Origin of the sequence: Pseudonocardia sp. (assembly GCF_025965585.1) — a bacterium.
Classification (GTDB): domain Bacteria; phylum Actinomycetota; class Actinomycetes; order Mycobacteriales; family Pseudonocardiaceae; genus Pseudonocardia.
In genome coordinates this window covers 1-24426 of the sequence record NZ_JAOPWR010000177.1, presented here as the reverse complement: position 1 = coordinate 24426, position 24426 = coordinate 1, and the positions used below count along the sequence as shown (strand labels likewise).

Sequence of the window (24426 nt, the reverse complement as noted above, 5' to 3'; positions counted from 1 at the left end):
CAGGTTCCGACGAGAGTGCCGCTCGTCGGTTCGTCAGAGGCCGTGGGGCGTGCCCTCGGTGAAGCCCGCCGTCGTCTGGACGCCGACGGTCGCCCGCTCCGCGAGCTCGTCGAGGGTGCGGGCCCCGACATACGTCGCTGCACTCCTCACGCCCGAGCAGATGCCGTCCAGGAGGTCCTCGACGCCGGGACGCTGGGGGTCGAGCAGCTGCTTCGAGCTGGAGATGCCCTCCTCGAACAGCGCCTTGCGCGCGCGGTCGAAGCCGCCGTCGCCGCGGGTGCGGGCGCTCACCGCGCGCTTCGACGCCATGCCGAACGACTCCTTGTACGGCCGCCCCGCCTCGTCGCGCAGCAGGTCGCCGGGCGACTCGTAGGTGCCGGCCAGCCAGGACCCGATCATCACCGCCGACGCGCCCGCGGCCAGCGCCAGCGCGACGTCGCGCGGGTGGCGGACCCCGCCGTCGGCCCAGACGCGGACGCCCAGCTCGCGGCCCGCGGCGGCGCACTCCAGCACGGCGGAGAACTGCGGGCGCCCGACCCCGGTCATCATCCGCGTGGTGCACATGGCGCCCGGACCGACGCCGACCTTGACGATGTCGGCGCCCGCGGCGGCGAGGTCGCGCACGCCCTCGGCCGTGACGACGTTGCCCGCGGCGATCGGCACCGTCGACCCCGCGTCGGTGACGACGGCGCGGACCGCCGCCAGCGCGTCGAGCATCTTCTGCTGGTGGCCGTGCGCCGTGTCGACGACGAGCACGTCCACCCCCGCGTCGAGCAGGGCCTTCGCCTTGACGGCGACGTCGCCGTTGATGCCCACCGCGGCGGCGGTGCGCAGCCGGCCCCCGGCGTCGAGCGTGGGGGAGTAGATCTCCGCTCGCAGTGCCCCGAGCGCGGTGAGCAGCCCGGCGAGGCGGCCGTCGGCGTCCAGGCCGAGCGCCACGCCGCGCCCGCCGAGGGCCTCGAAGACCTCCTGGGGAGGGGTGCCGAGCGGGAGCGTGACCGGCGACGGGTCGAGCACGTCGGCGAGGCGGGTGAAGCGGTCCACTCCCGTGCACGCGGCCTCGTCGACGGTCCCGACCGGGCGGCCCCCGTCGTCCACCACGACGACGGTGCCGTGCGCGCGCTTGGGCAGCAGGCTCAGCGCCTCGGCCACGGCGTCGCCGGCGTGCAGCACGAGCGGGGTGTCCCAGACGGGGTGCCGCGACTTGATCCAGCTCACGATCTCCGTCACCGCCTCCGGGGCGACGTCCTGCGGCAGCACCGTCAGGGCGCCACGGCGGGCCAGCGTCTCGGCCATCCGGCGCCCGGCCACGGCCGTCATGTTGGCGGCGACGATGGGGACCGTGGCACCCGACCCGTCGGCGGTGGAGAGGTCGACGTCGAAGCGGGAGGCCACAGCGGACCGGGCCGGGACGAGGAAGACGTCGTCGTAGGTGAGGTCGTGCTGGGGGGACTGACCGTCGAGGAAGCGCACGGTAACGGGAGTGTACGCCGCAGCGAAAACACTGTGGCGAACCCGCGACGGGGGCGCCTGGAAAGGCGTGAATGCTCGACGCGATCAACCACCAGGGCAGGTTCGATAAGGCCTACGTCCGCGTGCTCGCCCCGCCGCGGGACTGGTGGTCTACAAGGACGACATCGACCACGACGGCATCGACCTCTGCATCACGCTCCCCCATCCCGTCTGCAGCTGGTCGCGCTCGATCGAGGTGAGGGCGAAGACCACGTCGTCGAGGCCCATCGCGAGGGCCGTGAGACCCGCGCAGAGGGCGCACTCACCAGCAGGAACGGCCGGGTGGAGCTGATCACCCGGCCGGGAGCGACCGAGATTCTCGACCAGGGAACACCGTGAACCCGGAGGACGAACCGTGCCCGCTGACGACCTGACGAACCGCGAGCGAGCGATCCTGCTCGCGCTGATGGCCGAGGCGCGTGAGGTGACCAACGCCGAGCTGCGTGCCGTGGCCGGTCTCGCGCTGGACGGCGCGCCGCGCCGCCGGCTGAACGACCGGAAGCTGGTCACGTCGCGGAAGGTGGGGCGCGTCTTCGCGCACGAGCTGACCGACGACGGCGCGGCGTGGTGCACGGCGGAGATGTCCGAGCCGGTTCCGCCGCGGGCCGGGTATCTGGGCGGAGCGCTCTACGCGCTGCTCGCCGGGCTGGGACGGAGCGGGCGACCGCTCCACGAGATCTTCCGGCCGGACGTCGAGAAGCAGATCCGCGGTGCCTACGCCCGGCTCGCGACGGCCGCCGGCGACTGGGTGGGCCTGGCGGCCTTGAGGGAGGAGCTGTTCGGCGTCCCCCGTACGGAGGTCGACGGGGAGCTGGAGCGGATGGCGAGCACGCCGGGCGTGCACGTCCAGGCCGAGTCCAACCAGAAGGCGCTCACCGACGCCGACCGTGCTGCCGCCATGCACTTCGGTGGCGACGACCGGCACCTGCTGATGATCGAGGCCGGATGACCGACGAGGAGCGGGCGGCGCTGGAAGCCGTCCAGTTCAACTGGGCCGTCACCCCGGACGACGTGTGGACCCCGGTCACGCACCACGTCGAGGGGCTGCACGAGAAGGTAGGGCGAGCCGTTCTGAGCTCCGTTCAGGAGGCGCGGACGAGCTCCGGCGCGAGCCCGCTCGGCATCGTGCTCCAGGGCGAGCGAGGTGTGGGCAAGACCCACATGCTGCGCTGGGTGCGCCAGCACGTGCAGCAGGAGGACGGCTACTTCTTCCTGGTCAAGCTGCTCGAGGGCGACGAGTTCTGGCGCAGCGCGGTGCACGGGGTCGTCGACGGCTTCGACGCCGGCCAGGTCGACCAGCTGACCCCGCTGCTGCGCAGGCTCGCCCAGCTCGCCGGCATGCCGGCGCTGGCGCAGCTGCGCATCGGGGGGACCATCCCGGTCTCCCGGCGTGACCTTGACGAGCTGGTCACCGGCCTGCGCAAGGTCGACCGGCAGGTCGGGATGGACTGCCAGAACACCCTGCGTGCCCTGGTGCTGTTCCGCGCGGACGACCCGGACACCCAGGAGATCGGGTACGCCTACCTCACCCTCGACGGTGATGTCGAGGAACCGGCTCGCGAGGAGTGGGGCTTCCGGCGGGGGGCCAGGTCCCGGCAGCTGGTGCTGCGGGACCTGTCGCGGCTGCTGGCGCTCACCGGTCCCACCGTGATCGCCGTCGACCAGATCGACCCGCTCATCACACAGTCGACCGTGGGCACGAGCACCGCCGTGCAGGAAAAGCAGACCGCGGTGGTCGGTGGGATCGCCGACGGGATGATGGAGCTCCGTGAGGCGACCCGTCGGACGCTGTCGATCGTGGCGTGCCTCCCGGCGTCGTGGGAGATCATCAAGAAGAACGCCGTGACCGCGGCGACCGACCGCTTCCGGACCGAGACCCTCCAGGGCGCCATGCCCGACTCCGCCATCGCCGCCGCGATCGTCGGTCAGCACCTCGGCGGCTGGTACGCCGACATCGGGTTCCGGCCGCGATACGCGACCTGGCCGGTCAGGCCGTCGGCCTTCGAGGGGGCCACGACCCTCACGCCGCGCAAGCTGCTCCAGCGCGTCGACACCCACATCCGGGGATGCCTCGACGCCGGCGAGGTGCGCGAGCTGACGGACCTTGCCGACACGTCCGACCCGGTCACGCCGCCCAACCTGCCTCCCGTCACCGTGCTGGAGGCGATGGACACCTGGTTCGCGCGGCTGCGCGAGGAAGCGGACGTCGTCACGCCCATGGACCAGGACACCGAGGACGTGCGGATGCCGGCTCTGCTCACCGCGGGCCTCAGCGCCTACATCGCCGAGCTGGGCGAGGACGGGCAGCAGCTCGCCGTCGACGCGATGCGCGGGAAGAAGCCCGCGCTGCACGCCCGACTGCGGCGGACCCTGCAGGAGAACACGGAGGACGAGACCCACTACGCGTTCCGGGCGATCGCGCACCAGCACCACCGGGCGGTCCAGAGCCGGATCAGCTCGGCGCGCACCGAGTCGGGCCTGCGGTCGGGAGCGGACAAGCGGAGGCTGGTGCTGATCCGCAACCGGGAGTGGCCGAACGGTCCCGTGACGGCCCGGGCCGTCGCCGAGCTGGAGGAGCTGGGCGGTATGGCCATCCCGATCAGCGAGGCCGACCTGCGGACGTTCGCGGCGCTGGAGGTCATGCAGCGGCCACCGCGCCCGGGTTTCCTGGAGTGGCTCGCCGTGCGCAGGCCGGCCGGCTCCACCGAGCTCTTCCGGCGGACGCTGGGCGCCCCCTCGCCCGCCGTGATCCCGCCGACGCCCGTCGTGACGCCTGTCCCGGTGCCGCCGCGGCCCAGCCCGACCCCGCGGCCCCGGCCCCAGGGGCGGCCGAGCTTGCCGGTCGGCCGCTCCGAACAAGACCAGCGCGACGTGCTCGTCGAGCTCGCATCGCTGCGCAAGCACACGGCGGTGTTCGCCGGTTCCGGATCGGGCAAGACGGTGCTGCTCCGGCGGCTCGTCGAGGAGTGCGCGCTGCAAGGTGTGTCGGCGATCGTGCTCGATCCCAACAACGACCTCGCGCGCATGGGCGACCGGTGGCCCGAGCCGCCGAGCAGCTGGAACGAGGGCGACGCGGCCAAGGCCGACGACTATCTCGCGCACACCGAGGTGGTGGTCTGGACGCCGGGCGTGTCGAAGGGGCGGCCGCTGTCGTTCCAGCCGCTACCGGAGTTCGGGCCCGTTCTCGACGACGACTACGAGTTCGGTCTCGCGATCGGATCCGCCGTCGCCAGCCTGGCTCCGCGGGCACAGCTCACCGGGAAGAAGATCGAGCAGGGCAAGGCCGTGCTGCGGGAGGCGCTGGAGTACTACGCCCGCAACGGCGGGCAGTCCCTCGGCGGGTTCGTCGAGCTGCTCGGTGAGCTGCCCGACGGGATCAGCGGCCTGCGCGGCGGTCGGAAGCTCGCCGGTGAGATGGAGGAGGCACTGCGGGCCGCGATGATCAACGATCCGCTCTTCGGTGGGTCCGGTCAGGCCGTCGACCCGTCGGCCCTGCTCACCCCGAGCTCGGGGAAGCGCGCTCGCATCTCCGTGATCAGCTTCATCGGGCTGCCGGCCGACGAGCAGCGCCAGGGATTCGTCAACCAGCTCCAGATGGCGCTGTTCTCCTGGGTCAAGGCGAACCCGGCGGGCGATTGGCCGCTCGGGGGGCTCTTCGTGATGGACGAGGCCCAGACGTTCGCGCCGTCCGGCGCGCTCACCGCGTGCACCGAGAGCACGATCTCGCTGGCGTCGCAGGCCCGGAAGTACGGACTCGGGCTGGTGTTCGCCACCCAGGCGCCGAAGGGACTGCACAATCGGATCACCGGGAATGCGGCGACGCAGTTCTTCGGCTTCCTCAACTCGGGCGCCCAGATCGCCGCGGCCACCGAGCTGGCCCGGAACAAGGGCGGCCGGGTCGACGACATCTCCCGGCTCACCTCGGGCCAGTTCTACGTCGCGGCCGGCGACGGTGTGTCGTTCGTGAAGGTGCGCGAGCCGATGTGCCTGAGCCACCACCCGGCGAGCCCGCCCACGGCGGAGGAGGTGCTGGCGCGCGCTGCGGCGCAGGACGGCTGAGGCCGGGCGGCGGCGGATCGGGCCGGGCGAGCTGAGCGGGCGGTTCACCCGTTCAGCAGGGCCCGCACCGCCTCGATCGTGTCGGCCTCGGCCGGGGTCTTGTCGGGGCGGTAGCGCAGCACGCGCGCGAACCGCAGGGCCACGCCGCCGGGGTAGCGGACGCTGCGCTGCGCGCCGTCGAGAGCGATCTCGACCACCAGCTCGGGGCGCAGCAGCACCGCGTGGCTCGCCTCCTGGATGTCACGAGCCTCGCGGGCGTAGGACGGGAACGTGGCCGTCTGCCACGCCAGCAGCTCGTCGGTCATGCCCTTGAACGTCTTGCCCACCATGATCGGCTCGCCGCCGTCGGGATCGCGGGCGCCGAGGTGGATGTTCGAGAGCGAGCCCGCGCGGCGGCCGTATCCCCACTCCGCGCCGAGGACGACGAGGTCGAGGGTGTGCACGGGCTTGACCTTCTGCCAGGCCTTGCCGCGCCGGCCCGCCGCGTAGGGGGCGTCGAGCGCCTTGACGACGACGCCCTCGTGGCCGGCCGACAGCGCGTCGTCGAGCACCTGGGCGGCCTGCTCGGGCGTGGGCGTGCGGACGCCGGGCATCCGCAGTGGCGGGTGCTCGGCGAGCAGGCCGGCCAGCGCGTCGAGGCGGACGTGCAGCGGCTCGTCGATCAGGTCGGTGCCGCCCAGGTGGAGGAGGTCGAAGAAGAACGGGCTGAGCAGTGCCTGCTCCTCCGCGACGTCGCTGCCGAAGCGGCTCATCGTGTCCTGGAACGGGCGCGGGCGGCCGTCGTCGTCGAGCGCGAGGGTCTCCCCGTCGAGCACGGCCGTGCGGCAGGGGAGGGCGCGGACCAGCTCCACCAGCTCCGGCACGCCGTCGGTGATCTCGCGCAGCGTGCGGGTCCAGACCCGCACCTCGGCACCGTCGCGGTGGACCTGGATGCGCGCGCCGTCGAGCTTGAACTCGACCGTGACGTCCTCGCCCAGCACGGCCAGCGCGGCGTCGAGCGAGTCGCCGGGGCTCGCGAGCATCGGGCGCAGCGGCGTGCCCACGTGCAGGCGCACGGCGTCGAGCGCGTCGACTCCGCCGGAAAGGGCCGTGGCCGCGGTGGCGGGCAGCCGGCCCGAGAGCATGAACGCGCGGCGGACGCTCGTGGCGGGCACGTCAGCGGCGCCCGCGATCGCGTCGAGCATGACGCCCTCGAGCGCGCCCTGTCGCAGATCACCGGTGAGCAGCCGGACGAGGAACGCCTGCTCGTCGGCGGTGGCGGCGCCGAACAGCGACTCGAGGAGCTCCCTGCGCCGCCGCGTGGAGCCCGCACCCGACGTGGCGGCCAGATCGGTGAGCGTGGCGTCGACACCGGACACGGTCAGCGAGGGCTCGGCCGCGGGATCGCCGGCCAGGCCGGACAGCGTGCGCCAGCCGGTGCCGATGCGGCCCTGCCGCGGCTCGCCCGCCAGCCACGACGTGGCGGCCTCCACCTCGTCGGGGGCCGCGGCCCGCAGCAGCGAGGCCAGGGCCGCCGACTTCTCCTTGCGCGAGCGGGTGGCGCCGACCGCGGCGGACGTTGAGACGACCTCGGTGAGCAGCACCGATCCATCCTGACAGCGACCACCGACAGTCCGCGCGCTACAGCGTCGCCAGGATCTCGTTCTTCTCGCTCACGGTTCAGCCCATCGTCTTCTGGCCGTCGATGGCCTCGCGGAGGATATCGGCGTGGCCGGCGTGCTGGGCCGTCTCGGCCACGATGTGCACGAACACGCGGCGGGCCGAACGGGTCGCGCCCGGTGTGAACCAGGGCGCCTCGGGCAGCGGCTGGGCCGCGCCGAGGTCGGGCAGGGTGCGCACGAGCTCGTCGGTGCGCTGCGCGATCTTCTCGTACTCCGCCAGCACGCCGGCCAGGGTCTCGTCGTCGCGGAGGACGAAGCCGTCGGCGTGCTCGGCGTAGCTGTCCTCGGTCATCTCCATGGACGAGGGCCCGTCGAGGATGAAGTCGGCCCACCCCTTCTCGGTCCTCGCCACGTGCTTGACCAGCCCGCCGAGGGTCAGCTCGCTGACCGTGGTGCGCTGCCGCGCCTGGTCGTCGGTCAGGCCCTGCACCGTGTGGAGGAGGAACCCCCGGTGGGCGGTGAGGCTCTCCAGCAGGTCGCCGCGTTCGTTCGTCGTCATGAGCAGGACTCTAGGGACCCCAGCGGTCACTTCCCGACCTGAATTGCCGGAGACTGGGCACGTGGCCAACACGAGCTCCCGGACGCTGCGCCTGCTGTCGCTGCTGCAGACCCACCGCCACTGGCCCGGCGAGGAGCTGGCGGGTCGGCTGGAGGTCTCGGTGCGCACGCTGCGCCGCGACATCGACCGCCTGCGCGAGCTCGGCTATCCGGTGGAGGCCAGCCGCGGCGTCGACGGCGGCTACCAGCTCGCGGCCGGGGCGGTGCTGCCCCCGCTGGTCGTCGACGACGACGAGGCCGTCGCGATCGCCGTCGGCATGCAGGCGGCGGCGCAGGGCGCGATGGCAGGCATCGGGGAGCCGGCGGTCCGCGCGCTGACCAAGGTGGTGCAGGTGATGCCGCCGCGGCTGCGCCGCCGGGTCGACGCGCTGCGCGCGGTCACCGAACCCGTCAGCTGGGGCACCTCGGCAGCGCCCGCCCTGGACCCGGCGGCGCTGATCGCCGTGGCGCAGGCCTGCCGTGACACCGAGCGGCTCGAGTTCGCCTACACCGCCCGCGGCGGCGACCGGACCGAGCGCCACGTCGAGCCGCACCGGCTCGTGCCGGTCGGACGCCGGTGGTACCTCGTGGCCTACGACCTGGGCCGCCACGACTGGCGGAGCTTCCGCGTCGACCGGCTCACCGGGCCACGCATCACCGGTGTCCGCTTCCGCCCCCGGACCCTGCCCGCCGCCGACGCGGCCGAGTTCGTCCGCGCGGGGCTCCAGTCGTCGCCCGCGTCGTCCTACACGGTTGAGGTGCGGGTGCAGGCGCCCGTCGCGGTCGTGCAGGGACGGATCGGCCGGTGGGCCACCGCCGAACCCCTCGACGCCGAGCACTGCCTGCTGCGGATGACGGCAGACTCGCTCGACTGGCCCGCGATGGCGCTCGGCTCGATCGGCGCGGAGTTCGAGGTGCTCGCCCCGCCGGAGCTGGTGGAGTACGTGCGGGAGTGGGGTGCGCGGTTCGGGCGGGCGACGGCCACCACCGCCTGAGCAGCGACCGCGGCCTGCCCTCAGCGCTCCGCGGCCACCGGCCCGACCGTGGTGGCCTCGCCGATGCGGGGCAGGTTCGGGCCGCTCACCATGTCGACGGTCAGCTCCCCGACCTCGCTGGTGAGCACGAAGCGGGTGACGGCCCCGAGGAACGTGCTGGTCAGAACCGTGGCCGTGAGGCCGTCCGCCACGCCGAGCGCCAGGCCCTCGGGCCGCACCTGCACGCTGTGGGAGCCGCCGGGCACGATGCGCCCGCCCTGGAGCGGCACCTCGTTCATCACCCCCACGAACTCGGCGACGAACGCGGTGGCGGGCCGGGTGTAGACCTCCTGCGGCACGTCGACCTGCTCGAGACGGCCCGCGTTGAGCACCGCCACCCGGTCGGCGACGCCCAGCGCCTCGGACTGGTCGTGCGTGACGAACAGCGTGGTGATGCCCTCCGCGAGCTGCAGCCTCCGGATCTCGTCGCGCAGCTGCACACGGACCCGGGCGTCGAGGGCGGAGAGCGGCTCGTCGAGCAGCAGCACCGACGGCGAGACGGCGAGCGCGCGGGCGAGCGCCACACGCTGCTGCTGGCCGCCGGACATCTCGTGCGGGTAGGAGCCACCGCGCTCGCCGAGCCCGACGAGCTCCAGCAGTTCGCCGGCGCGGCGCCTGCGCTCGGCCGCCCCGACCCGCCGCATGCGCAGCCCGAAGGCCACGTTCTCCGCGGCCGTCATCGTGGGGAACAGCGAGTAGGCCTGGAACACCATGCCGGTGTCGCGCTTGGCGGCCGGCACGCCCGTGACGTCCTTGCCGCCGATGAGGATCTGACCCTCGGTGGGCTTGTCGAAGCCCGCCAGCAGGCGCAGCGCGGTGGTCTTGCCGCAGCCCGAAGGCCCGAGCAGGGCCAGCAGCTCGCCCGGTTGCAGCGTGAGGTCGAGCCCGTCGAGCGCGAACGTGGACCCGTAGGCCCGCTGCACCCCGCGGAACTCCACGGTGGTGCCGCGCGCCGTCTCCGTGCCGGAGCCGGTGGCGATGACGTCGGTCATGATTCCGCCTCCGCAGGGACAAGTACGTCGGCGGTCATGATTCCGCTTCCGCGGGGACAAGTACGTCGGCGGTCATGAGGAACTCCTCGTACGGCGCCCACCGGCGAACGACACGATCAGCAGCAGCACCCAGGTGAGCACCAGGCTGGCCAGCGTCAGGGCCACCGAGACGCCGGCGGCGCTGCGGCCGACGTCGATGACGACAACCGGGAAGGTGTCGGTGTAGAGCAGGATCCGGGCGATCACGACCTCGCCGAGCACGAGCGCGAGCGTCAGGAAGGCCGAGCCGAGCACCGCGCTTCGGATGGCGGGCAGCACCACGCGCAGCAGCGCCGACGGCAGGCCGGCACCGAGGTTGCGGGCCGCCTCGACCAGCGTGCGCAGCGGGATGGCCGCGAGCCCGTTGTCGACGGCGCGGTAGGCGAAAGGCAGCGCGAGCACCACGTAGAACGGCGTCAGCGCGGTGGTGGACGAGGCGAACAGCGTGCGGAACACCGGCGCCTCCAGGTTGGCCTGCACGAACGCGATGCCCGCCGCCATGACGACGGGAGGCACGACGATGGGCAGGATCGTGGCCGTCTCCAGCAGCCCCGTCACCGACGGGAAGCGCAGCCGGACCCACACGGCCGTGGGGATCACCAGCACGAGCACGAGCACCGCCGTGAACACCGCGATCTGCAACGACACGAGCAGCGCCGAGAGCAGGACGGGGTCGGTGGCGATGGCCAGGTAGTTGGCGAAGCCGTAGCCGCCCTCGGGCCTGCGCAGGCTGAACTCGCCCGCGGCGATCAGCGGCACGAGGAAGTAGACGGCCGCGAGGGTGAAGACGACGACGCGCCAGCGCCTGCCGCGCGTCACTTCGGACGCCAGCGGGACGCGCGCCGTTGCAGCAGCAGGTACCCGACCATCACGACGCCGATCACGACGACCATGTCGAAGCCCAGCGCCAGGCCGACGTTCTGCTGGTTGGCCAGCACGTTGCCCGACAGGGCCGACGCGATGGAGTTGGTGACCAGGGGGATCTGCCCGCTGGTGAGGGCGAGCGCGGTGGCGTACGCGGCGAAGGAGTTGCCGAACAGCACGAGCACCGCCCCGCCGAGCGCCGGCGCGAGCACCGGGAACGCCACGAACCGCCAGTACGACCACGCCGACGCCCCGAGGTTCTCCGCGGCCTCCCGCCACTGCGGCAGCAGGCCCTCCAGCGTCGGGGTGATGAGGATGACCATCAACGGGATCTGGAAGTAGACGTACGTGAGCCCCAGGCCGGTGAGCGAGTCGATCCGGAAGCCGAGCCCGTAGAGGTCGATGCCGATGCCCTTGAGGAACAGCGTGGCCAGCCCGGTCTGGCCCAGCGCCCCGATGAAGGCGAACGCCAGCGGCACCCCGCCGAAGTAGGCGAGCACGCCGGACGCCGTGGACACGATCCGCCGCAGAGGGCTGTCGGGGCGGCTGGTGATCACCGCCTGCGCGAGGAACACCCCGGACACCGCACCGATCAGGGCGGTGACGGCCGAGATCAGCAGGCTGGAGACGAACGCCAGCCGGTACTGGGGCTGGGTGACCGACGCGATGATGTTGTCGAACGTCGGCAGCCCGTCGGGGGTGGAGAACGCGCCGCTGACGACGAAGTACAGCGGGCCGCCGAGGAAGACCAGCAGGTAGAGGGTGAACGGCAGTAGCCCCAGCGCGGCGCGCCAGGGCCGGGCCGGCCGCGCCCCGGCGGGTTCCGGGGGCGCGGCCGGTGCCTCGAGCAGTGCCGTCACGGGTGGATCACGAGGTGGCGGCGGCCCACCCCTGGGCCACCACCTTCTGCGCGGTGTCGGTCTGGGCCTGGGTGGGGTACCTCGGCGAGCCCGCCACCGGCGGCAGCACCGCGACCAGCGTCTTGTCGGCGGTGCCCGCGGTGGTCATGGCGGTGAGGCGCACCGGCCGGGCCTTGCCCGCGAGCCACAGGTTCTGGCCCTGGTCGGAGTAGAGGAACTCCTGCCACAGCCGCGCGGCCGCGGGGTGCGGGGCGTTCTTGTTGATCGCCTGTGCGTAGTACTGGGCGAACAGCCCGTCGGACGGGACGGCGACCTTCCAGTCGAACGCGGCCTTGTTCTTCTCGGCCTGGGTGACGTTGAGGTAGTCCCAGTCCAGGACGATCGGAGTCTGGCCGCTCTGGATGGTGGCGTCGTTCGGGTCGATCTTGAGCAGGTTGCCGCTCTTGGCGAGGTTGCCCCAGAACGTCAGGCCCGGGTTGATGTTGTCGAGCGTGCCGCCGTTGGCCAGCGCGCCCGCCCACACCGACGCGAACGCGGACGCGGCCTGCGTCGGGTCGCCGTTGATGGCGACCTTGCCCTTGTACTCGGGCTTGGCCAGGTCGGCGAAGGTGGTGGGGCAGGTGGGCACGAGCTTGGCGTTGCAGCCGATGGAGATGAAGCCGCCGTAGTCGTTGACCCAGGCGCCGCCGGCGTCCTTGTTGGCGTCGGGGATCGAGTCCCACGTGGCGACCTTGTACGGGGCGTACAGGTCGATGTTGCTGGTGGCGAAGGACTGGCCGACATCGAGCACGTCGGGCGCGCGGTCCTGGGTGCCGAGCTGCTTGACGGCGTTGATCTCGTCCTGGCTGGACCCGTCGGGGTTGGCCGAGTCGATCTTGATGCCGTACTTGGCCGTGAAGGCCGAGAGCATGTTGCCGTAGTTGGTCCAGTCCGGCGGTAGCGCGATGACGTTGAGCGTGCCCTCGGCCTTGGCCGCGGCGACGAGTGCGTCCGTGCCGCCACCGGCCTGTGCCGACGTGGCCGTGGCCCAGGCGTTGCCGCCCGACGCGCTGGAGCCGGAGCTGCCGGAGCTCACACACCCCGTCGTGGTCAGGGCGATGGCGGTGCCGATCGCGGCCACCACCATCCGACGTCGTGATGTGATCATCTACAGCTCCTCGGGGCGCTCAGGGCCGGGTGGGCGAGCACTGTGGACTACTTCCGCAGCGCGACGATCACTCGTCCGTGGAATGTAGCGGTGTGATCCGACGGATGGCGAGACTCGAAACGGTCACGGTGTCCGGCCCGATCGTGGAGATCGTCGCGGCGGTGACGTCATGCCGCGGAGGTCACACCGGTGGCCTCCTGGAGCAGGTCGGCCACGTGGACGACGCCCGTGCAGGCCCCGGTGGCGTCGATCAGGACGAGGTCGTCGTAGCTGCGGGTGCGGTCGCCGGACAGGCACCGGGCGAGCGCGGACCGGACGTCGGTGTCCGGCGTGGTGGTGCGCGGCGGCTCGGCGAGGGCGTGCGCGGGCCGGTTCGCGTAGAGGGCCCGGCCGAAGGGACCGGAGATGGTGAGCATGAAGCGGTTGCGGTCGAGGAACCCCTCCGGGCGGCCCGCCGCCCCGAGCAGGATCACGCTGCCGGCCTGCGGGTGGTCGGCGAGCGCCTGGCGCACGTGCTCGGCGGTGGCGTCCTCGGGCAGGCTGACGGCGTTGCGCGCCAGCTCGCCCAGTACAGGCAGCGGCGGCGCCGCGGCGGGCGCGTTGCGGGGCACCGGCGACGGCAGGGTCGCGTGGATCCGCGGCATCAGGTCCACCGGCAGCAGGATGCCGTCGGTGGCCGGCCGTCTGCGCGGGGCGGCGAGCAGCGGCCCCTGGGCCCACGGGATCCCGTGGTCGCGCACGGCGGCGAGCGCGTCGAGGTCCGCGACGCCGACGGCCGCCACCCGCACGCCCACCGCCCGGCATACGTCGCACAGCGCGCGCACGACCGTGCGCGCCCGGGGGTCGCGGGGCAGCCGGGAGACGAGCTGTGCGTCGATCTTGACGAGGTCGGGTTCGAGCTCGGCGATCATGTCCAGCCCGAAGCCGCGGCCCACGGCGTCGAAGCCGATGCCGAAGCCTCCGGCACGCAGCTCGGCGAGGCCGTCCGCGAGCGCGTCCGGTGGGGCGGCCGACAGTGCCGGGTTGATCTCGAGCAGCACCGGCGGCACGGACCCGCCGCCCTCCCTGTTGCTCAACGCCGTCCGCAGCTGGGTGACGCGGCGGCGCGCGGCCACCACCGTGTCGGCGAGGACGTCGACGTGCAGCGGCACCGTGGCGTCGTAGCCGGTTCCGTGCAGCACCGACGCGATCGCGATGCCGGAGTCGAACTCCGCGAGCTGCCGGGTGCCCCAGACGGCGTTGCGCGCGACTGTCGCGGTCTGGTCGCGGGCCTGGCAACGCTGCACCTCCACGCCGACGGGCCTGCCGTTGACGAGGTTGAGCAGCGGCTCGAACGCGAACCGCCCGTGGTCACTCATGGTCGCTCCTCCACCCTGGCATTCGAGTGAAGGAAACCATCCGGATGTGAACGCAGGGTGTCGAACGGCTACCCCGTTCGGGGTATCAGCGCTTGCCACCTCGGGCCATCGCGAGCACGTCGAGAGCGGCGTCGAGCTGTTCCTCGGTGAGCGTGCCCTTCTCGAGGTGACCGCGCTCCACCACGACGTCCCGGATCGTCCTGCGCTCCTTGAGCGCCTGCTTCGCGATCGAGGCCGCCTCCTCGTAGCCGAGGTAGCGGTTGAGCGGCGTGACGATCGAGGGCGAGGACTCGGCGTACTCGCGCGTGCGCTCGACGTCGGCCTCGGCCCCGTCCACGACCTTGTCGGCCAGCAGCCGGGACACGTTCGCGAGCAGCCGCGCCGACTCCAGCACGTTGCGCGCCATCACCGGCATCATCACGTTGAGCTGCAGGTTGCCCTGCGTCCCGGAGAACGCGACGGTGGCGTCGTTGCCGATCACCTGCGCGGCCACCATCATCGTGGCCTCGCAGATCACCGGGTTGACCTTGCCCGGCATGATCGAGCTGCCCGGCTGCAGGTCGGGCAGGTGCAGCTCGGCCAGGCCGGTGCGCGGGCCGGAGCTCAGCCAGCGGATGTCGTTGGCGATCTTGTAGAGCGACACGGCAACGGTGCGCAGCGCCGCGGAGGCCTCCACCAGCCCGTCGCGGGCGCCCTGGGCCTCGATGTGGTCGGCGGCCTCGGTGAGGGCGTCCAGCCCGGTGGCCGTCCGCAGCTCCTCGACGACGCCCGCGCCGAAGCCCTCCGGCGCGTTGAGGCCGGTGCCCACCGCGGTGCCCCCGATCGGCAGCTGGCCGAGCCGGGGGAGCGCGTCGCGCAGGCGGGCGGCGCCGTACTCGGTCTGCGTGGCCCAGGCGCCCGCCTCCTGGCCGAGCGTGATCGGCACGGCGTCCATGAGGTGGGTGCGCCCGGCCGTGACGACGTCGGCCCAGTCGGCCTCGCGTCGGCGCAGCGCGGCGGCCAGGTGCTCCAGCGCCGGGACGACGTCGGTGGCGAGCGCCTCCGTGGCGGCCAGGTGGATCGTGGTCGGGAAGACGTCGTTCGACGACTGCGACGCGTTGACGTGGTCGTTCGGGTGCACCTCCACGCCGGCCTTCGCGGCCAGCGTGGCGATCACCTCGTTGGCGTTCATGTTCGAGCTGGTGCCCGAGCCGGTCTGGAAGACGTCCACGGGGAAGTTGTCGTCGTGCAGCCCCGCGGCCACCTCGTCGGCCGCGGCGGCGATGGCCTCGGCCAGCTCCGGCTTCAGCACGCCGATGCGCGCGTTGACGCGGGCGGCCGCGCCCTTGACCAGCCCGAGCGCCCGGATCTGCGCGCGCTCCAGGCCGCGCCCGGAGATGGGGAAGTTCTCCACCGCGCGCTGCGTCTGCGCTCGCCACAGGGCGTCGACGGGCACCCGTACCTCGCCCATCGTGTCGTGCTCGATCCGGAACCCGCCGTCTGTGACGTCGCTCTCGACCATGGTCCCAGTGTGCTCGCCGCAAGGGTTCGCCGCAGGTGGGACCACTGCGTCCCCGCTCACGTCCCCGGCGGTCCGGTCCGCGGGCCTCGGGTCCGTGGCGGCGGCCGGGAGCGCGGCCGCCACGACCGCGTGTTGCCTGGGCACCAGGCCCGCCGCCGGATCCGTCGCGGCGGCGGCCGCCACCAGGAGCAGTACCAGAGCCACGGTGCCCGCATGCGCCCCCGCCGTGGCCCACCGGCTGCTCGGGGGCGCGGATCGGTCCAGCGTCCGGGATCCGGGACGAGGGGCGAGCACGATCGGCGCGTCGCGCTCACGATCCGGCCACACTCAGGGCAGGGGCGGTGCCGAGTGCAGGTCGGCGGCGAGCTCCTCGTCGGAGAGGTCGAAGTCCACCGAGGAGTACTCGCGCAGCTTCGTCAGCCGGTGGTAGCCCTCGATCATCCGCACGGTGCCCGACTTCGAGCGCATCACGATCGACTGGGTGGTGCAGCCGCCCGGGCTGTAGTGGACGCCGCGCAGCAGGTCGCCGTCGGTGATGCCGGTGGCGCAGAAGAACACGTTGTCGCTGCGGACGAGCTCGTCGGCGGTGAGGACGCGGTCGAGGTCGTGGCCTGCGGCGACGGCGCGGGCGCGCTCGGCGTCGTTGGTGGGCCACAGCCGGCCCTGCATCGCGCCGCCCATGCACTTCATGGCGGCGGCGGTGATGATCCCCTCGGGAGTGCCGCCGATGCCGTAGAGCATGTCGACACCGGTGTTCGGCCGGGCCGCGGAGATGGCCCCCGCGACGTCGCCGTCGGAGAGGAAGTGGATGCGCGCGCCGGTGCGGCGGATCTCCTTGACCATGTCGGCGTGGCGCGGACGGTCGAGCACGCACACGGTGACGTCCGTGACGTGCAGATGCTTGGCCTGCGCGACCCGGCGGATGTTCTCCGCGACGGGGGCGGTCAGGTCGATGACGTCGGCCGCCTCGGGCCCGACGGCCAGCTTCTCCATGTAGAACACGGCCGAGGGGTCGAACATCGCCCCGCGCTCGGCCACCGCGAGCACCGCCACGGAGTTGGGCATGCCCTTCGCCATCAGCGTGGTGCCGTCGATCGGGTCGACCGCCACGTCGCACCACGGGCCGTCGCCGTTGCCCACCTCCTCGCCGTTGTAGAGCATGGGCGCCTCGTCCTTCTCGCCCTCGCCGATCACCACGACGCCGCGCATCGAGACGCTGCCGATGAGCTGGCGCATCGCGTCGACGGCGGCACCGTCACCGCCGTTCTTGTCGCCGCGGCCCACCCACCGCCCGGCGGCCATCGCGGCGGCCTCGGTGACGCGGACGAGCTCCATGGCGAGGTTGCGGTCGGGCGCCTCGCGGCGCCGGGCCCCGCTCCCGCTCCCGTTCGTGGGCGTGGTCATCTCGGCCTCCTTTGCTAGAGAACATGTCGACGAGCGCGGCGCGCGGCCGGCGGAGAATGAGGTGATCCTCGCAGATCACCCCGGCTCGCGGTGCGGACCGAGCCTGAGACGATGGCCATGTGAGTCCCGATACGCCCGACAACGAGCCCCGGCCCGACGCCGGCGGCGCCGCGCCCGAGCCCGTGCGTCCCCCGGCAGGTCCCCCGCCGATGACGAAGCCGGCGCGCGGGGCGTTGACGGTGCGGGACATGGCCGTCGCGATCGGCGTGCTGGTCGCGGTGGTGCTGGTGATCGGGGGCCTGTCGCGCGGGTTCAGCTTCACCCCCACCGGTCCGACGGTCGACCAGAACGCGGTGCCCGTCGTCGATGCGCCGGCCGCTCTGCGGTCGCTGGCGTCGTCGGTGCCGTTCGCGCTGCGGGTCCCGGCGGTGCCTGCGGGATGGCGGTCCAACTCCGTGGCGGAGGACCCGGTCGCGGGCACCACGACCACGGACGTGCGCGTCGGCTACATCACGGGCGAGAGCAACTACCTGCAGCTCCTGCAGAGCGGCGCCACCGAGGAGGCCCTGCTCGCGGCCCAGCTGGGCACACGGCACCTGGCCGCCCAGGGTCCGCAGGAGGTCGGCGGGCAGGAGTGGGTGGTGTACGGCATCCGGCCCGACGAGCCGATCTGGATCGCCGACGTCGCCGCGCCCGGCGGGGGATCGGTGCGGCTGGTGATCAGCGGCAGCGGCACCGACGACGAGTACCGCGCGCTGGCCGGTGCTGCCGTGGCGGGCGAGCTGCTCAGGTAGCCGCTCCGCGGCCCTGTTCCGCGGTGTCGAGCACCTCCTGGACGCGCTCGCGGGCCCCGGCCAGCTGCTCCTCGCAGCGGCGGGCCAGCGCCTCGCCGCGCTCCCACAGCGCCACCGACTCGTCGAGGCTCAGACCGCCGCTCTCCAGCGTGCGCACCACCTCGGCGAGCTCGTCGCGGGCCTGCTCGTAGCCCAGGTCCGTCACCGGGCGCTGCTGTGCGGGCTGCTCGGTCATGGGGTGCTCGCCTTCTTCCTGCGGGCCGCGGGCTTGCGCGGCTTCTCGTCCTCGCCGACGGTCGCGGTGACAGCTCCGTCCGACAGGCGGATCCGCAGGTGCGTGCCGGGCCCGGCGTCGGCGGCCGAGCGGAGCACCGGCGGCACCGCGTCCGGGGCGGCGTCGGGCACCACCCGCTGCACGACCGCGTAGCCGCGGGCCAGGGTCGCGGCGGGGCCGAGCGTGGTCAGCCGGGCGCGGACGTGCTCGAGGTCGGTGGCGCGCCGGTCCAGGCCCCGCAGCACCGACGTCCGCGCCGTCTCCCGCAACCGCTCCACCTGGTCGGCGTGCCCGTCGAGCGTCCGCAACGGGTCGGCCAGCACCGGACGGCCGCGCAGGGACTCCAGCAGCCGCTGCTCGCGGTCCACCCAGCCCGACAGCGCCCGCCGAGCCCGGTCGCGCAGGCCGGAGATGCGGGCGGTCTCCTCGGCGAGGTCGGGCACCAGGCGGCGGCCGGCCTCCGTCGGCGTGGAGCAGCGGACGTCGGCGACGTGGTCGACGAGCGGGGTGTCGGGCTCGTGCCCGATCGCCGACACCACCGGCGTGCGGCATGCCGCCACCGCGCGGCACAGCGTCTCGTCGGAGAAGGGGAGCAGATCCTCGACGCTGCCGCCGCCGCGGGCGAGCACGATCACGTCGACCTCGCGGTCGCGCTCGAGCACGCGCAGCGCGTCGACGATCTGGGGGACGGCCAGCGCGCCCTGCGTGGCGACGTGCTCGATGCGGAACCGCACGGACGGCCAGCGCGCCGTCGCGTTGGACACGACGTCGTGCTCCGCCGCCGACGCGCGCCCGGTGATCAGCCCGATGCGGCCGGGCAGGAACGGCGGCCGCCGCTTGAGCGCGGGGTCGAACAACCCCTCGGCGGCGAGCAGCTTGCGCAGCCGCTCGATGCGGGCGAGGAGCTCGCCGATGCCCACGGCGCGGATCTCGTCGACGCGCAGGCTCAGCGTGCCCCGGCCGAGGAAGAACGACGGCTTGCCGTGCACCACCACGCGGTTGCCCTCGACGACGGCGGGCCCGCCGTCACGGACGAGCCCGACGGGCGCGGTGAGCTGCAGCGACACGTCGGCGGCGGGGTCACGCAGCACCAGGAATGCCGTGCCTGTGCCCGGGCGGGCCGTGACCTGGGCGAGCTGGCCCTCCACCCACACCGCGCCGAGCCGGTCGACCCACTCGGCGATCTTCCGCGCGACGGTGCGGACCGGCCACGGCTGCTCGGGCGTGGTGCTCGGGGCGGGCCTGGTCAATTCTCCGTGACCGTGGAGATCCGGTTCGTCAGCATCGTGACGTAGGGGGCGCGGTCACCGTGGTCGCTCTCCCAGGCCAGCAGCGCCTCGAGGTCGGCGAGGCTGAGGAAGCGCAGCTTGCCGCGCAGCTGGGGGATGGTCATGTTCTGGTAGCCGGTCAGGGCGCTCGGGCCGTCGTTCCCGGCCGCGGCGGCCGGGGTGTCCGTCGCCGGCGCCTCGGTGGAGGGGACGTCGGTGGAGGGGGCCTTCGGCGTGGAGGTCGTGGCGGTGGTGGGCGACGTGGGCGGCTCGGGGGCCGGCTTCGACGGCGGGGCCTCCGACGTGGCGGGCTTCGCGGGCGTCGACGTGGTCGTCTTCGACGTGGCGGGCTTCGACGGTGACGGTGACGGTGCGGTCGTGGCCGGGGAGGAGGTGGCCGGCCTCGGCGGCGCGGCCGGGGGCCGGGCGACCTGGGTCCGGGACGCGGGCGGCTGGGCCACCGGCGTCCGGGCGCTCGACGGGCGCAGCGCGGTGATGGTGCTCGCCCCGTTGCGCCGCGGCGGCTCCTCGTCGTCGAACGTGGCCCAGCTCGGCTTCTCCTCCACGGGGCGCAGCACACCCAGCGCACGGTCGCCCTTGATGGCGAGCTCGGTGACCTTCTGCTGCACCCGCATCGAGGCCTGCAGCGCCTGGCTCACGGCGGTGACGGGGAACTCGACGACGAGACGGGGCAGATCCCGGGCCTGATCGACGGCGGTGGCGACGAGGCCGGCGGCAATCCGTACCGGCAGCGGCAGCGGCTTCATGCATCCATCCTGCCCTGCCTGCGGATTCGCGGCAGGTCGGGGGCGTGAGCAACCGGACGGAGGGGGTGCGTCACGTCGCCCGGGCCCCCTCGGCCGCCCGGCCGTACATTGGGGGGCATGTCCGGATCGAGCAGCAAGCGTGTCCTGCTGGCCAAGCCCCGCGGCTACTGCGCCGGTGTCGACCGGGCCGTGGAGGCCGTCGAGCAGGCGCTGGAGCAGCACGGGGCACCGGTCTACGTGCGCAAGCAGATCGTCCACAACATCCACGTGGTGGAGACGCTCACCGAGCGCGGCGCGGTCTTCGTCGACGAGACCGACGAGGTGCCCCAGGGCGCGCTCGTCGTGTTCTCCGCCCACGGCGTCTCGCCCGCGGTGCGTGAGCAGGCCAAGGAGCGCGAGCTCCGCACGATCGACGCCACCTGCCCGCTGGTCACGAAGGTGCACCAGGAGGCGAAGCGGTTCGCCCGCGAGGACTACGACATCCTGCTCGTCGGCCACCACGGCCACGAGGAGGTCGAGGGCACGGCCGGTGAGGCGCCCTCGCACATCCAGCTCGTCGAGAACGCCGAGGACGTCGCCGGTGTGACCGTGCGCGATCCCGAGAAGGTCGTCTGGCTCTCGCAGACCACCCTGAGCGTCGACGAGACGATGCAGACCGTCCGCGCGCTGCGCGAGCGGTTCCCCTCGCTGCAGAACCCGCCGAGCGACGACATCTGCTACGCCACCCAGAACCGCCAGGTCGCGGTCAAGGCGATGGCCCCGCAGTGCGACCTCGTGCTGGTCGTGGGCTCGAAGAACTCGTCCAACTCGGTGCGGCTGGTCGAGGTGGCCCTGCAGTCCGGCGCGGGCGCGTCGCACCTGATCGACTATGCCAAGCAGATCGACGACACGTGGCTCGACGGCGTCGGGACCGTCGGTGTCACGAGCGGTGCCTCGGTGCCCGAGGTGCTGGTGCGCGGCGTGGTGGACCACCTCGCCGAGCGCGGGTGGGACACGCTGCAGGAGGTCACGACCGCCGAGGAGACCTTGACGTTCGCGCTGCCCCGCGAGCTGCGTCCCGCTCGCTCGGGCGGGGGCCGCGAGCAGGCGCCGGTCGGCTGACCGCCGCCCGCTCGGCGGCGCGCGCACGGGCGGCATCGGCCTTCGACACCCGCGGTGCGGGCTCGCCGTCGAGCGGGCGCTGGACCACGAGCCGGAACGCCCCGATCGCCACGACGATGCCGGTGACCCACGCCATCGTCGGGAAGCTGTTGACCAGCGGGGCACCGATCACGAGCAGTCGCTCGGCCACGCCCGCGCCGGGCTTCTGCGAGCCGGCCACCAGCACCACCACGGGCACCGCGACCGCCAGCAGCAGCGGCGGCTGCACCATCGGCCCGAACAGCCCCGAGCGGCGTACCCAGACCACCGCGAGCACGCAGCCCACGACGTAGCAGATGGTGAAGACGACGCCGAGCGTGCCGGCACGGGCTAGGTCGAACAGCACCCCGGCCGCGGTGAGCACGGCCGCGATGCCAATGGCGGCGAGCGGCGGAACGCCGAGCACGGTGGCGATGAGCGAGCGGTCGGGCATCGGCCAGCGGCCGCCGGTGCCGCTGCGCACGCGGTCGCCGCCCCGGCTCCGCTCGCGCGCAGGAGTCCTGTTCGGGGACGGCGTCCGGCTCGCAGGCTGGGTCATCCGTTCACGGTAGCCCGCGAGTCCGGCGGGCCGGGCTCGGAGCCCTCGTCGCGCTCGGGCCGGCCCACCTCGTGCAGGGCGACGAGCGAGTCGGCGGCCGACGCCAGCAGCTCGGGGGCGGAGATCGTGCGGGGGGCGCGCTCGACCTGACCCGGCGTGGGCAGCTCCGCGTCGGAGACGTGCAGCTCTGTGAGCTTGCGGGCGGTGACCAGCACGCGGGCCTCCAGCGAGGAGACCGTGCGGTTGTAGCTGTCGACGGCGCCGTCGAGGCTGCGGCCGAGCTTCGCCACGTGCGTGCCCATCGTGGCCAGCCGCCCGTGCAGCTCCTTGCCGAGCTTGTGCACCTCGGCCGCGTTGCGGGCAAGTGCCTCCTGCCGCCAGCTGTAGGCGACCGTGCGCAGCAGCGCGATGAGCGTGGTGGGCGTGGCGATGACGACGTTGGTGGCGAACGCGTGCTCCATCAGCGAGGGGTCGGCCTGCAACGCGGCCTCGAGGAACGGGTCGCCCGGCACGAACAGCACCACGAACTCCGGCGAGGGCTCGAACACGGCCCAGTAGCTCTTGGCCGAGAGCTGGTCGACGTGCTGGCGCAGCTGGCGGGCGTGGGCGGCGAGGCGCTCGCGGTGCACGTCGGGGTCGTTGCTCTCGACGGCCTCCAGGTACGCCGCGAACGGCACCTTCGCGTCCACGACGACCTGCTTGCCGCCGGCGAGGTGCACGACCATGTCGGGCCGGACACCGCCGTCCTCGCCCTGGCCGACGACCTGCGTGGAGAAGTCGCAGTGCTCGACCATGCCCGCGAGCTGCACGATGCGCTCCAGCTGCAGCTCACCCCAGCGGCCGCGGACCTGCGGCGCGCGCAGCGCGTTGACGAGCGACTTCGTCTCGCCGCGCAGCGCGTCGGAGCTGGTGCGCATCGCGTTGACCTGCTCGCGGAGCCCCGCGTAGGCCGACTCGCGCTCCATCTCGACCGTGCGCAGCTGCCCCTCCACGCGCTGCAGCGTGGAGGCCATCGGGTCGAGCAGCTTGCCGATGGCGGTGGCGCGCGCGGCGGCGTCGCCATCGGCCTTGGCGTGTAGTGCCGCGGTGGCCTCCTTCAGGCGGCCCTCGGCGAGCGCGACGAACTGGGCGTTGTTCTGCGCGAGCGCATCGGCCGACAGGGCCTGGAACGCCTGCTTGAGCTCGGCGTCGCGGCGGGTGAGCAGCTCCTCGCGCTGGGCCCCGGCCTCGCGTTCGCCGCGCAGCGCGGCTCCGGCCGCGGCGGCCTCGGACTCCGCCCGCCGCAGCCGCTCGACGGCGCGGTCGTGCGCCTTGCCGAGGTCTTCGAGCCGCTCCAGCAGACCGGCGCGCTCGGCGCGCATGCCCGCGGCGTCGGCCCGGAGCATGGCCGACGCGTCGGACGCGGCGCGGGCGGCGTCGGCGACGGTGGCCCGGGCCCGCGCCGTGACGAGCGCCCAGGCGACGCCCGCCCCGATCGCCAGACCGACGACCAGGCCGATGAGCAGCGCGGTGGTGTCCACGGATCAAGGGTGCACACCATCACCGACAGTTCCGGGCGAGGCGCGCCGGGGGATGCGGCGAACGGTCGAACGCATGGTCGAGCGGGCCGGCCGGGGTCGTGCGTGGGTCAGTGGGCGGCCTCGTGGGCGATGAGCTTCTCCTTGACCTCCACGCCCCAGCGGAAGCCGCCCATCGTGCCGTCGGTACGCAGGACGCGGTGGCACGGCACGAACAGCGCCGCCGCGTTGCGGGCGCAGGCCGAGGCCGCTGCCCGCACCGCCGCCGGACGCCCCGACTTGGCGGCGTACTCCGTGTACGTCACGGGCGCGCCCGCCGGAACCGTGCGCAGGACGTCCCAGGCGTGCTCGAGGAACTCCCCCGAGCGCTGCCTCACGGGCACGTCGTCGATCGCCGACAGCTCGCCCGCGTGGTAGCGGGTGATGGCCTCGCCGACGGCGCCGAGGCCACCCTCGTGCACCTCGGACGGCCGCAGCGACGGGTGGACCAGCGGCAGCAGGTCGTCCAGCGCTGCCGTCCAGCCCGAGGCCAGCACGGCCCCGCCGGCGTCGACGACGGCCGTGAACGGCCCGATCGGGGTGTCCAGAGTCGACCAGGTGCTCATGATGTCCCCCACAGATGGGTGGCGGCGTAGGACCGCCAGGGTTTCCAGGTCTCGGCCCGCGCGGTCAGCCCGTCCACGTCGGAGGGCAGGCCGAGAGCGTCGGCGCCGCGGCGGACCGCGAGGTCGGTGGCGAGCAGCTCGTCGGGGTCGCCGAGCAGGCGCATGGCGAGGTAGCCGGCCGTCCACGGCCCGATGCCGGGCAGCGCGACGAGATCGGCGCGCAGGTCGGCGGGATCGCGGCCGGCGTCGAGCACGAGGCTGCCGTCGGCGATCGCCGCGCACAGCCCCAGCACCGAGAAGACCCGTCGGGCGGGCCCGGTCAGCACCTCGGCACCCCGCTCCGCGATCGCCGCCGGGGTGGGGAAGAGCAGGTCGGGGCCCTCCTGTGCCAGCGCGGGCGGCAGCCGTTCGCCCAGCGCGGCGGCCAGTCGCGACCCCGCCGTGCGCGCCGCGGCAACGGACACCTGCTGCCCGAGCACCGCGCGGAGCGCCGTCTCGGCGCCGTCGACCGTGCCGGGCAGCCGGATCCCCGGCACCGCCGCGATGCGCGGGGCG

Annotated in this window: 22 protein-coding genes; 5 read left to right on the top strand and 17 right to left on the bottom strand. The window is 73.5% G+C overall.

Annotated features, from left to right (window positions below):
• Positions 1 to 33: 33 nt before the first annotated feature.
• Complete coding sequence (locus JWR81_RS11115; RefSeq protein WP_297650210.1) at positions 34 to 1473, bottom strand: GuaB1 family IMP dehydrogenase-related protein; 1440 nt, start codon at positions 1471 to 1473, stop codon at positions 34 to 36.
• 394 nt (positions 1474 to 1867) lie between these two features.
• Here JWR81_RS11115 and JWR81_RS11110 point away from each other — a divergent pair, with 394 nt between their 5' ends.
• Together JWR81_RS11110 and JWR81_RS11105 are read left to right on the top strand one after the other, a co-directional pair.
• Entirely contained in the window at positions 1868 to 2461 is a 594-nt protein-coding gene (locus JWR81_RS11110) for a hypothetical protein (RefSeq protein ID WP_297650208.1), read from the top strand.
• Positions 2458 to 5571 carry a DUF87 domain-containing protein gene (locus JWR81_RS11105; RefSeq protein ID WP_297650206.1) on the top strand — a complete coding sequence of 1038 codons (3114 nt, stop codon included), beginning with the start codon at positions 2458 to 2460 and terminating at the stop codon, positions 5569 to 5571. The genes JWR81_RS11110 and JWR81_RS11105 overlap by 4 nt, the downstream gene beginning before the upstream one ends.
• A 44-nt stretch (positions 5572 to 5615) precedes the next feature.
• Here the strand turns inward: JWR81_RS11105 and JWR81_RS11100 are convergent, their stop codons facing one another.
• Complete coding sequence (locus JWR81_RS11100; RefSeq protein ID WP_297650204.1) at positions 5616 to 7154, bottom strand: ATP-dependent DNA ligase; 1539 nt, start codon at positions 7152 to 7154, stop codon at positions 5616 to 5618.
• Between the two features lie 76 nt (positions 7155 to 7230).
• Complete coding sequence (locus tag JWR81_RS11095) at positions 7231 to 7731, bottom strand: DinB family protein (RefSeq protein ID WP_297650202.1); 501 nt, start codon at positions 7729 to 7731, stop codon at positions 7231 to 7233.
• Positions 7732 to 7792: 61 nt separating this feature from the next.
• On the opposite strand from JWR81_RS11095, the gene JWR81_RS11090 reads away from it, so the two are divergent.
• Positions 7793 to 8764: a YafY family protein gene (locus tag JWR81_RS11090; RefSeq protein ID WP_297650200.1), complete on the top strand. Its 972-nt coding sequence runs from the start codon at positions 7793 to 7795 to the stop codon at positions 8762 to 8764.
• A 20-nt stretch (positions 8765 to 8784) separates the two neighbouring features.
• Here the strand turns inward: JWR81_RS11090 and JWR81_RS11085 are convergent, their stop codons facing one another.
• The 7 genes from JWR81_RS11085 to glpX form a co-directional block, all read right to left on the bottom strand.
• Complete coding sequence (locus tag JWR81_RS11085; RefSeq protein WP_297650198.1) at positions 8785 to 9795, bottom strand: ABC transporter ATP-binding protein; 1011 nt, start codon at positions 9793 to 9795, stop codon at positions 8785 to 8787.
• A gap of 72 nt (positions 9796 to 9867) precedes the next feature.
• A complete protein-coding gene (locus JWR81_RS11080; protein ID WP_297650196.1) occupies positions 9868 to 10653 on the bottom strand; it encodes an ABC transporter permease in 786 nt (261 codons plus the stop codon).
• Complete coding sequence (locus JWR81_RS11075; protein ID WP_297650194.1) at positions 10650 to 11558, bottom strand: ABC transporter permease; 909 nt, start codon at positions 11556 to 11558, stop codon at positions 10650 to 10652. Before JWR81_RS11075 ends, JWR81_RS11080 begins: the two co-directional genes overlap by 4 nt.
• Before the next feature lie 7 nt (positions 11559 to 11565).
• Positions 11566 to 12705: an ABC transporter substrate-binding protein gene (locus tag JWR81_RS11070; protein WP_297650192.1), complete on the bottom strand. Its 1140-nt coding sequence runs from the start codon at positions 12703 to 12705 to the stop codon at positions 11566 to 11568.
• Between the two features lie 167 nt (positions 12706 to 12872).
• Complete coding sequence (locus tag JWR81_RS11065) at positions 12873 to 14063, bottom strand: EAL domain-containing protein (RefSeq protein WP_297650190.1); 1191 nt, start codon at positions 14061 to 14063, stop codon at positions 12873 to 12875.
• Positions 14064 to 14148: 85 nt separating this feature from the next.
• On the bottom strand, positions 14149 to 15564 hold the full coding sequence (locus tag JWR81_RS11060; protein ID WP_297650188.1) for a class II fumarate hydratase: 1416 nt from the start codon (positions 15562 to 15564) through the stop codon (positions 14149 to 14151).
• Between the two features lie 327 nt (positions 15565 to 15891).
• Positions 15892 to 16968 (bottom strand): class II fructose-bisphosphatase, encoded by a 1077-nt coding sequence (glpX, locus tag JWR81_RS11055; RefSeq protein WP_297650186.1) that lies wholly within the window; start codon positions 16966 to 16968, stop codon positions 15892 to 15894.
• 209 nt (positions 16969 to 17177) lie between these two features.
• Between glpX and JWR81_RS11050 the strand changes: the two genes are divergently transcribed.
• Positions 17178 to 17762 carry a DUF4245 domain-containing protein gene (locus JWR81_RS11050; protein ID WP_297650184.1) on the top strand — a complete coding sequence of 195 codons (585 nt, stop codon included), beginning with the start codon at positions 17178 to 17180 and terminating at the stop codon, positions 17760 to 17762.
• On the opposite strand, the gene JWR81_RS11045 is transcribed toward JWR81_RS11050, so the two are convergent.
• Genes JWR81_RS11045 through JWR81_RS11035 form a run of 3 tightly spaced genes read right to left on the bottom strand, consistent with a single transcriptional unit; the run spans position 17755 to position 20071 of the window.
• Positions 17755 to 17997, bottom strand: a complete 243-nt coding sequence (locus tag JWR81_RS11045; RefSeq protein ID WP_297650182.1) for an exodeoxyribonuclease VII small subunit — start codon at positions 17995 to 17997, stop codon at positions 17755 to 17757. The genes JWR81_RS11050 and JWR81_RS11045 overlap by 8 nt on opposite strands.
• Positions 17994 to 19286: an exodeoxyribonuclease VII large subunit gene (xseA, locus tag JWR81_RS11040; RefSeq protein WP_297650180.1), complete on the bottom strand. Its 1293-nt coding sequence runs from the start codon at positions 19284 to 19286 to the stop codon at positions 17994 to 17996. Before xseA ends, JWR81_RS11045 begins: the two co-directional genes overlap by 4 nt.
• Positions 19283 to 20071 carry a lipid droplet-associated protein gene (locus JWR81_RS11035; RefSeq protein WP_297650178.1) on the bottom strand — a complete coding sequence of 263 codons (789 nt, stop codon included), beginning with the start codon at positions 20069 to 20071 and terminating at the stop codon, positions 19283 to 19285. The genes xseA and JWR81_RS11035 overlap by 4 nt, the downstream gene beginning before the upstream one ends.
• 117 nt (positions 20072 to 20188) lie before the next feature.
• Here JWR81_RS11035 and JWR81_RS11030 point away from each other — a divergent pair, with 117 nt between their 5' ends.
• Positions 20189 to 21172, top strand: a complete 984-nt coding sequence (locus JWR81_RS11030) for a 4-hydroxy-3-methylbut-2-enyl diphosphate reductase (protein WP_297650176.1) — start codon at positions 20189 to 20191, stop codon at positions 21170 to 21172.
• Here the strand turns inward: JWR81_RS11030 and JWR81_RS11025 are convergent.
• The 4 genes from JWR81_RS11025 to JWR81_RS11010 all read right to left on the bottom strand — a co-directional run.
• On the bottom strand, positions 21078 to 21749 hold the full coding sequence (locus JWR81_RS11025; RefSeq protein ID WP_297650174.1) for a DUF6542 domain-containing protein: 672 nt from the start codon (positions 21747 to 21749) through the stop codon (positions 21078 to 21080). The two genes, JWR81_RS11030 and JWR81_RS11025, sit on opposite strands and share 95 nt — an antisense overlap.
• A complete protein-coding gene (gene rmuC, locus JWR81_RS11020) occupies positions 21746 to 23269 on the bottom strand; it encodes a DNA recombination protein RmuC (RefSeq protein ID WP_297650172.1) in 1524 nt (507 codons plus the stop codon). The genes JWR81_RS11025 and rmuC overlap by 4 nt, the downstream gene beginning before the upstream one ends.
• 107 nt (positions 23270 to 23376) lie before the next feature.
• Positions 23377 to 23871, bottom strand: a complete 495-nt coding sequence (locus tag JWR81_RS11015; protein WP_297650170.1) for a methylated-DNA--[protein]-cysteine S-methyltransferase — start codon at positions 23869 to 23871, stop codon at positions 23377 to 23379.
• Positions 23868 to 24426 (bottom strand): DNA-3-methyladenine glycosylase (locus JWR81_RS11010; protein WP_367278773.1); only part of this gene is annotated, 559 nt, incomplete at its 5' end. The genes JWR81_RS11010 and JWR81_RS11015, both read right to left, overlap by 4 nt.

Bases quoted from the DNA above. Each gene is read 5' to 3' on its own strand.
- JWR81_RS11060 (WP_297650188.1), bottom strand. From the start codon at position 15,564: ATGGTCGAGAGCGACGTCACAGACGGCGGGTTCCGGATCGAGCACGAC.
- glpX (WP_297650186.1), bottom strand. From the start codon at position 16,968: ATGACCACGCCCACGAACGGGAGCGGGAGCGGGGCCCGGCGCCGCGAG.
- JWR81_RS11045 (WP_297650182.1), bottom strand. From the start codon at position 17,997: ATGACCGAGCAGCCCGCACAGCAGCGCCCGGTGACGGACCTGGGCTAC.
- JWR81_RS11070 (WP_297650192.1), bottom strand. From the start codon at position 12,705: ATGATCACATCACGACGTCGGATGGTGGTGGCCGCGATCGGCACCGCC.
- JWR81_RS11025 (WP_297650174.1), bottom strand. From the start codon at position 21,749: ATGACCCAGCCTGCGAGCCGGACGCCGTCCCCGAACAGGACTCCTGCG.
- JWR81_RS11105 (WP_297650206.1), top strand. From the start codon at position 2,458: ATGACCGACGAGGAGCGGGCGGCGCTGGAAGCCGTCCAGTTCAACTGG.
- JWR81_RS11035 (WP_297650178.1), bottom strand. From the start codon at position 20,071: ATGAAGCCGCTGCCGCTGCCGGTACGGATTGCCGCCGGCCTCGTCGCC.
- JWR81_RS11085 (WP_297650198.1), bottom strand. From the start codon at position 9,795: ATGACCGACGTCATCGCCACCGGCTCCGGCACGGAGACGGCGCGCGGC.
- JWR81_RS11065 (WP_297650190.1), bottom strand. From the start codon at position 14,063: ATGAGTGACCACGGGCGGTTCGCGTTCGAGCCGCTGCTCAACCTCGTC.
- JWR81_RS11095 (WP_297650202.1), bottom strand. From the start codon at position 7,731: ATGACGACGAACGAACGCGGCGACCTGCTGGAGAGCCTCACCGCCCAC.
- JWR81_RS11050 (WP_297650184.1), top strand. From the start codon at position 17,178: ATGACGAAGCCGGCGCGCGGGGCGTTGACGGTGCGGGACATGGCCGTC.
- JWR81_RS11015 (WP_297650170.1), bottom strand. From the start codon at position 23,871: ATGAGCACCTGGTCGACTCTGGACACCCCGATCGGGCCGTTCACGGCC.
- JWR81_RS11030 (WP_297650176.1), top strand. From the start codon at position 20,189: ATGTCCGGATCGAGCAGCAAGCGTGTCCTGCTGGCCAAGCCCCGCGGC.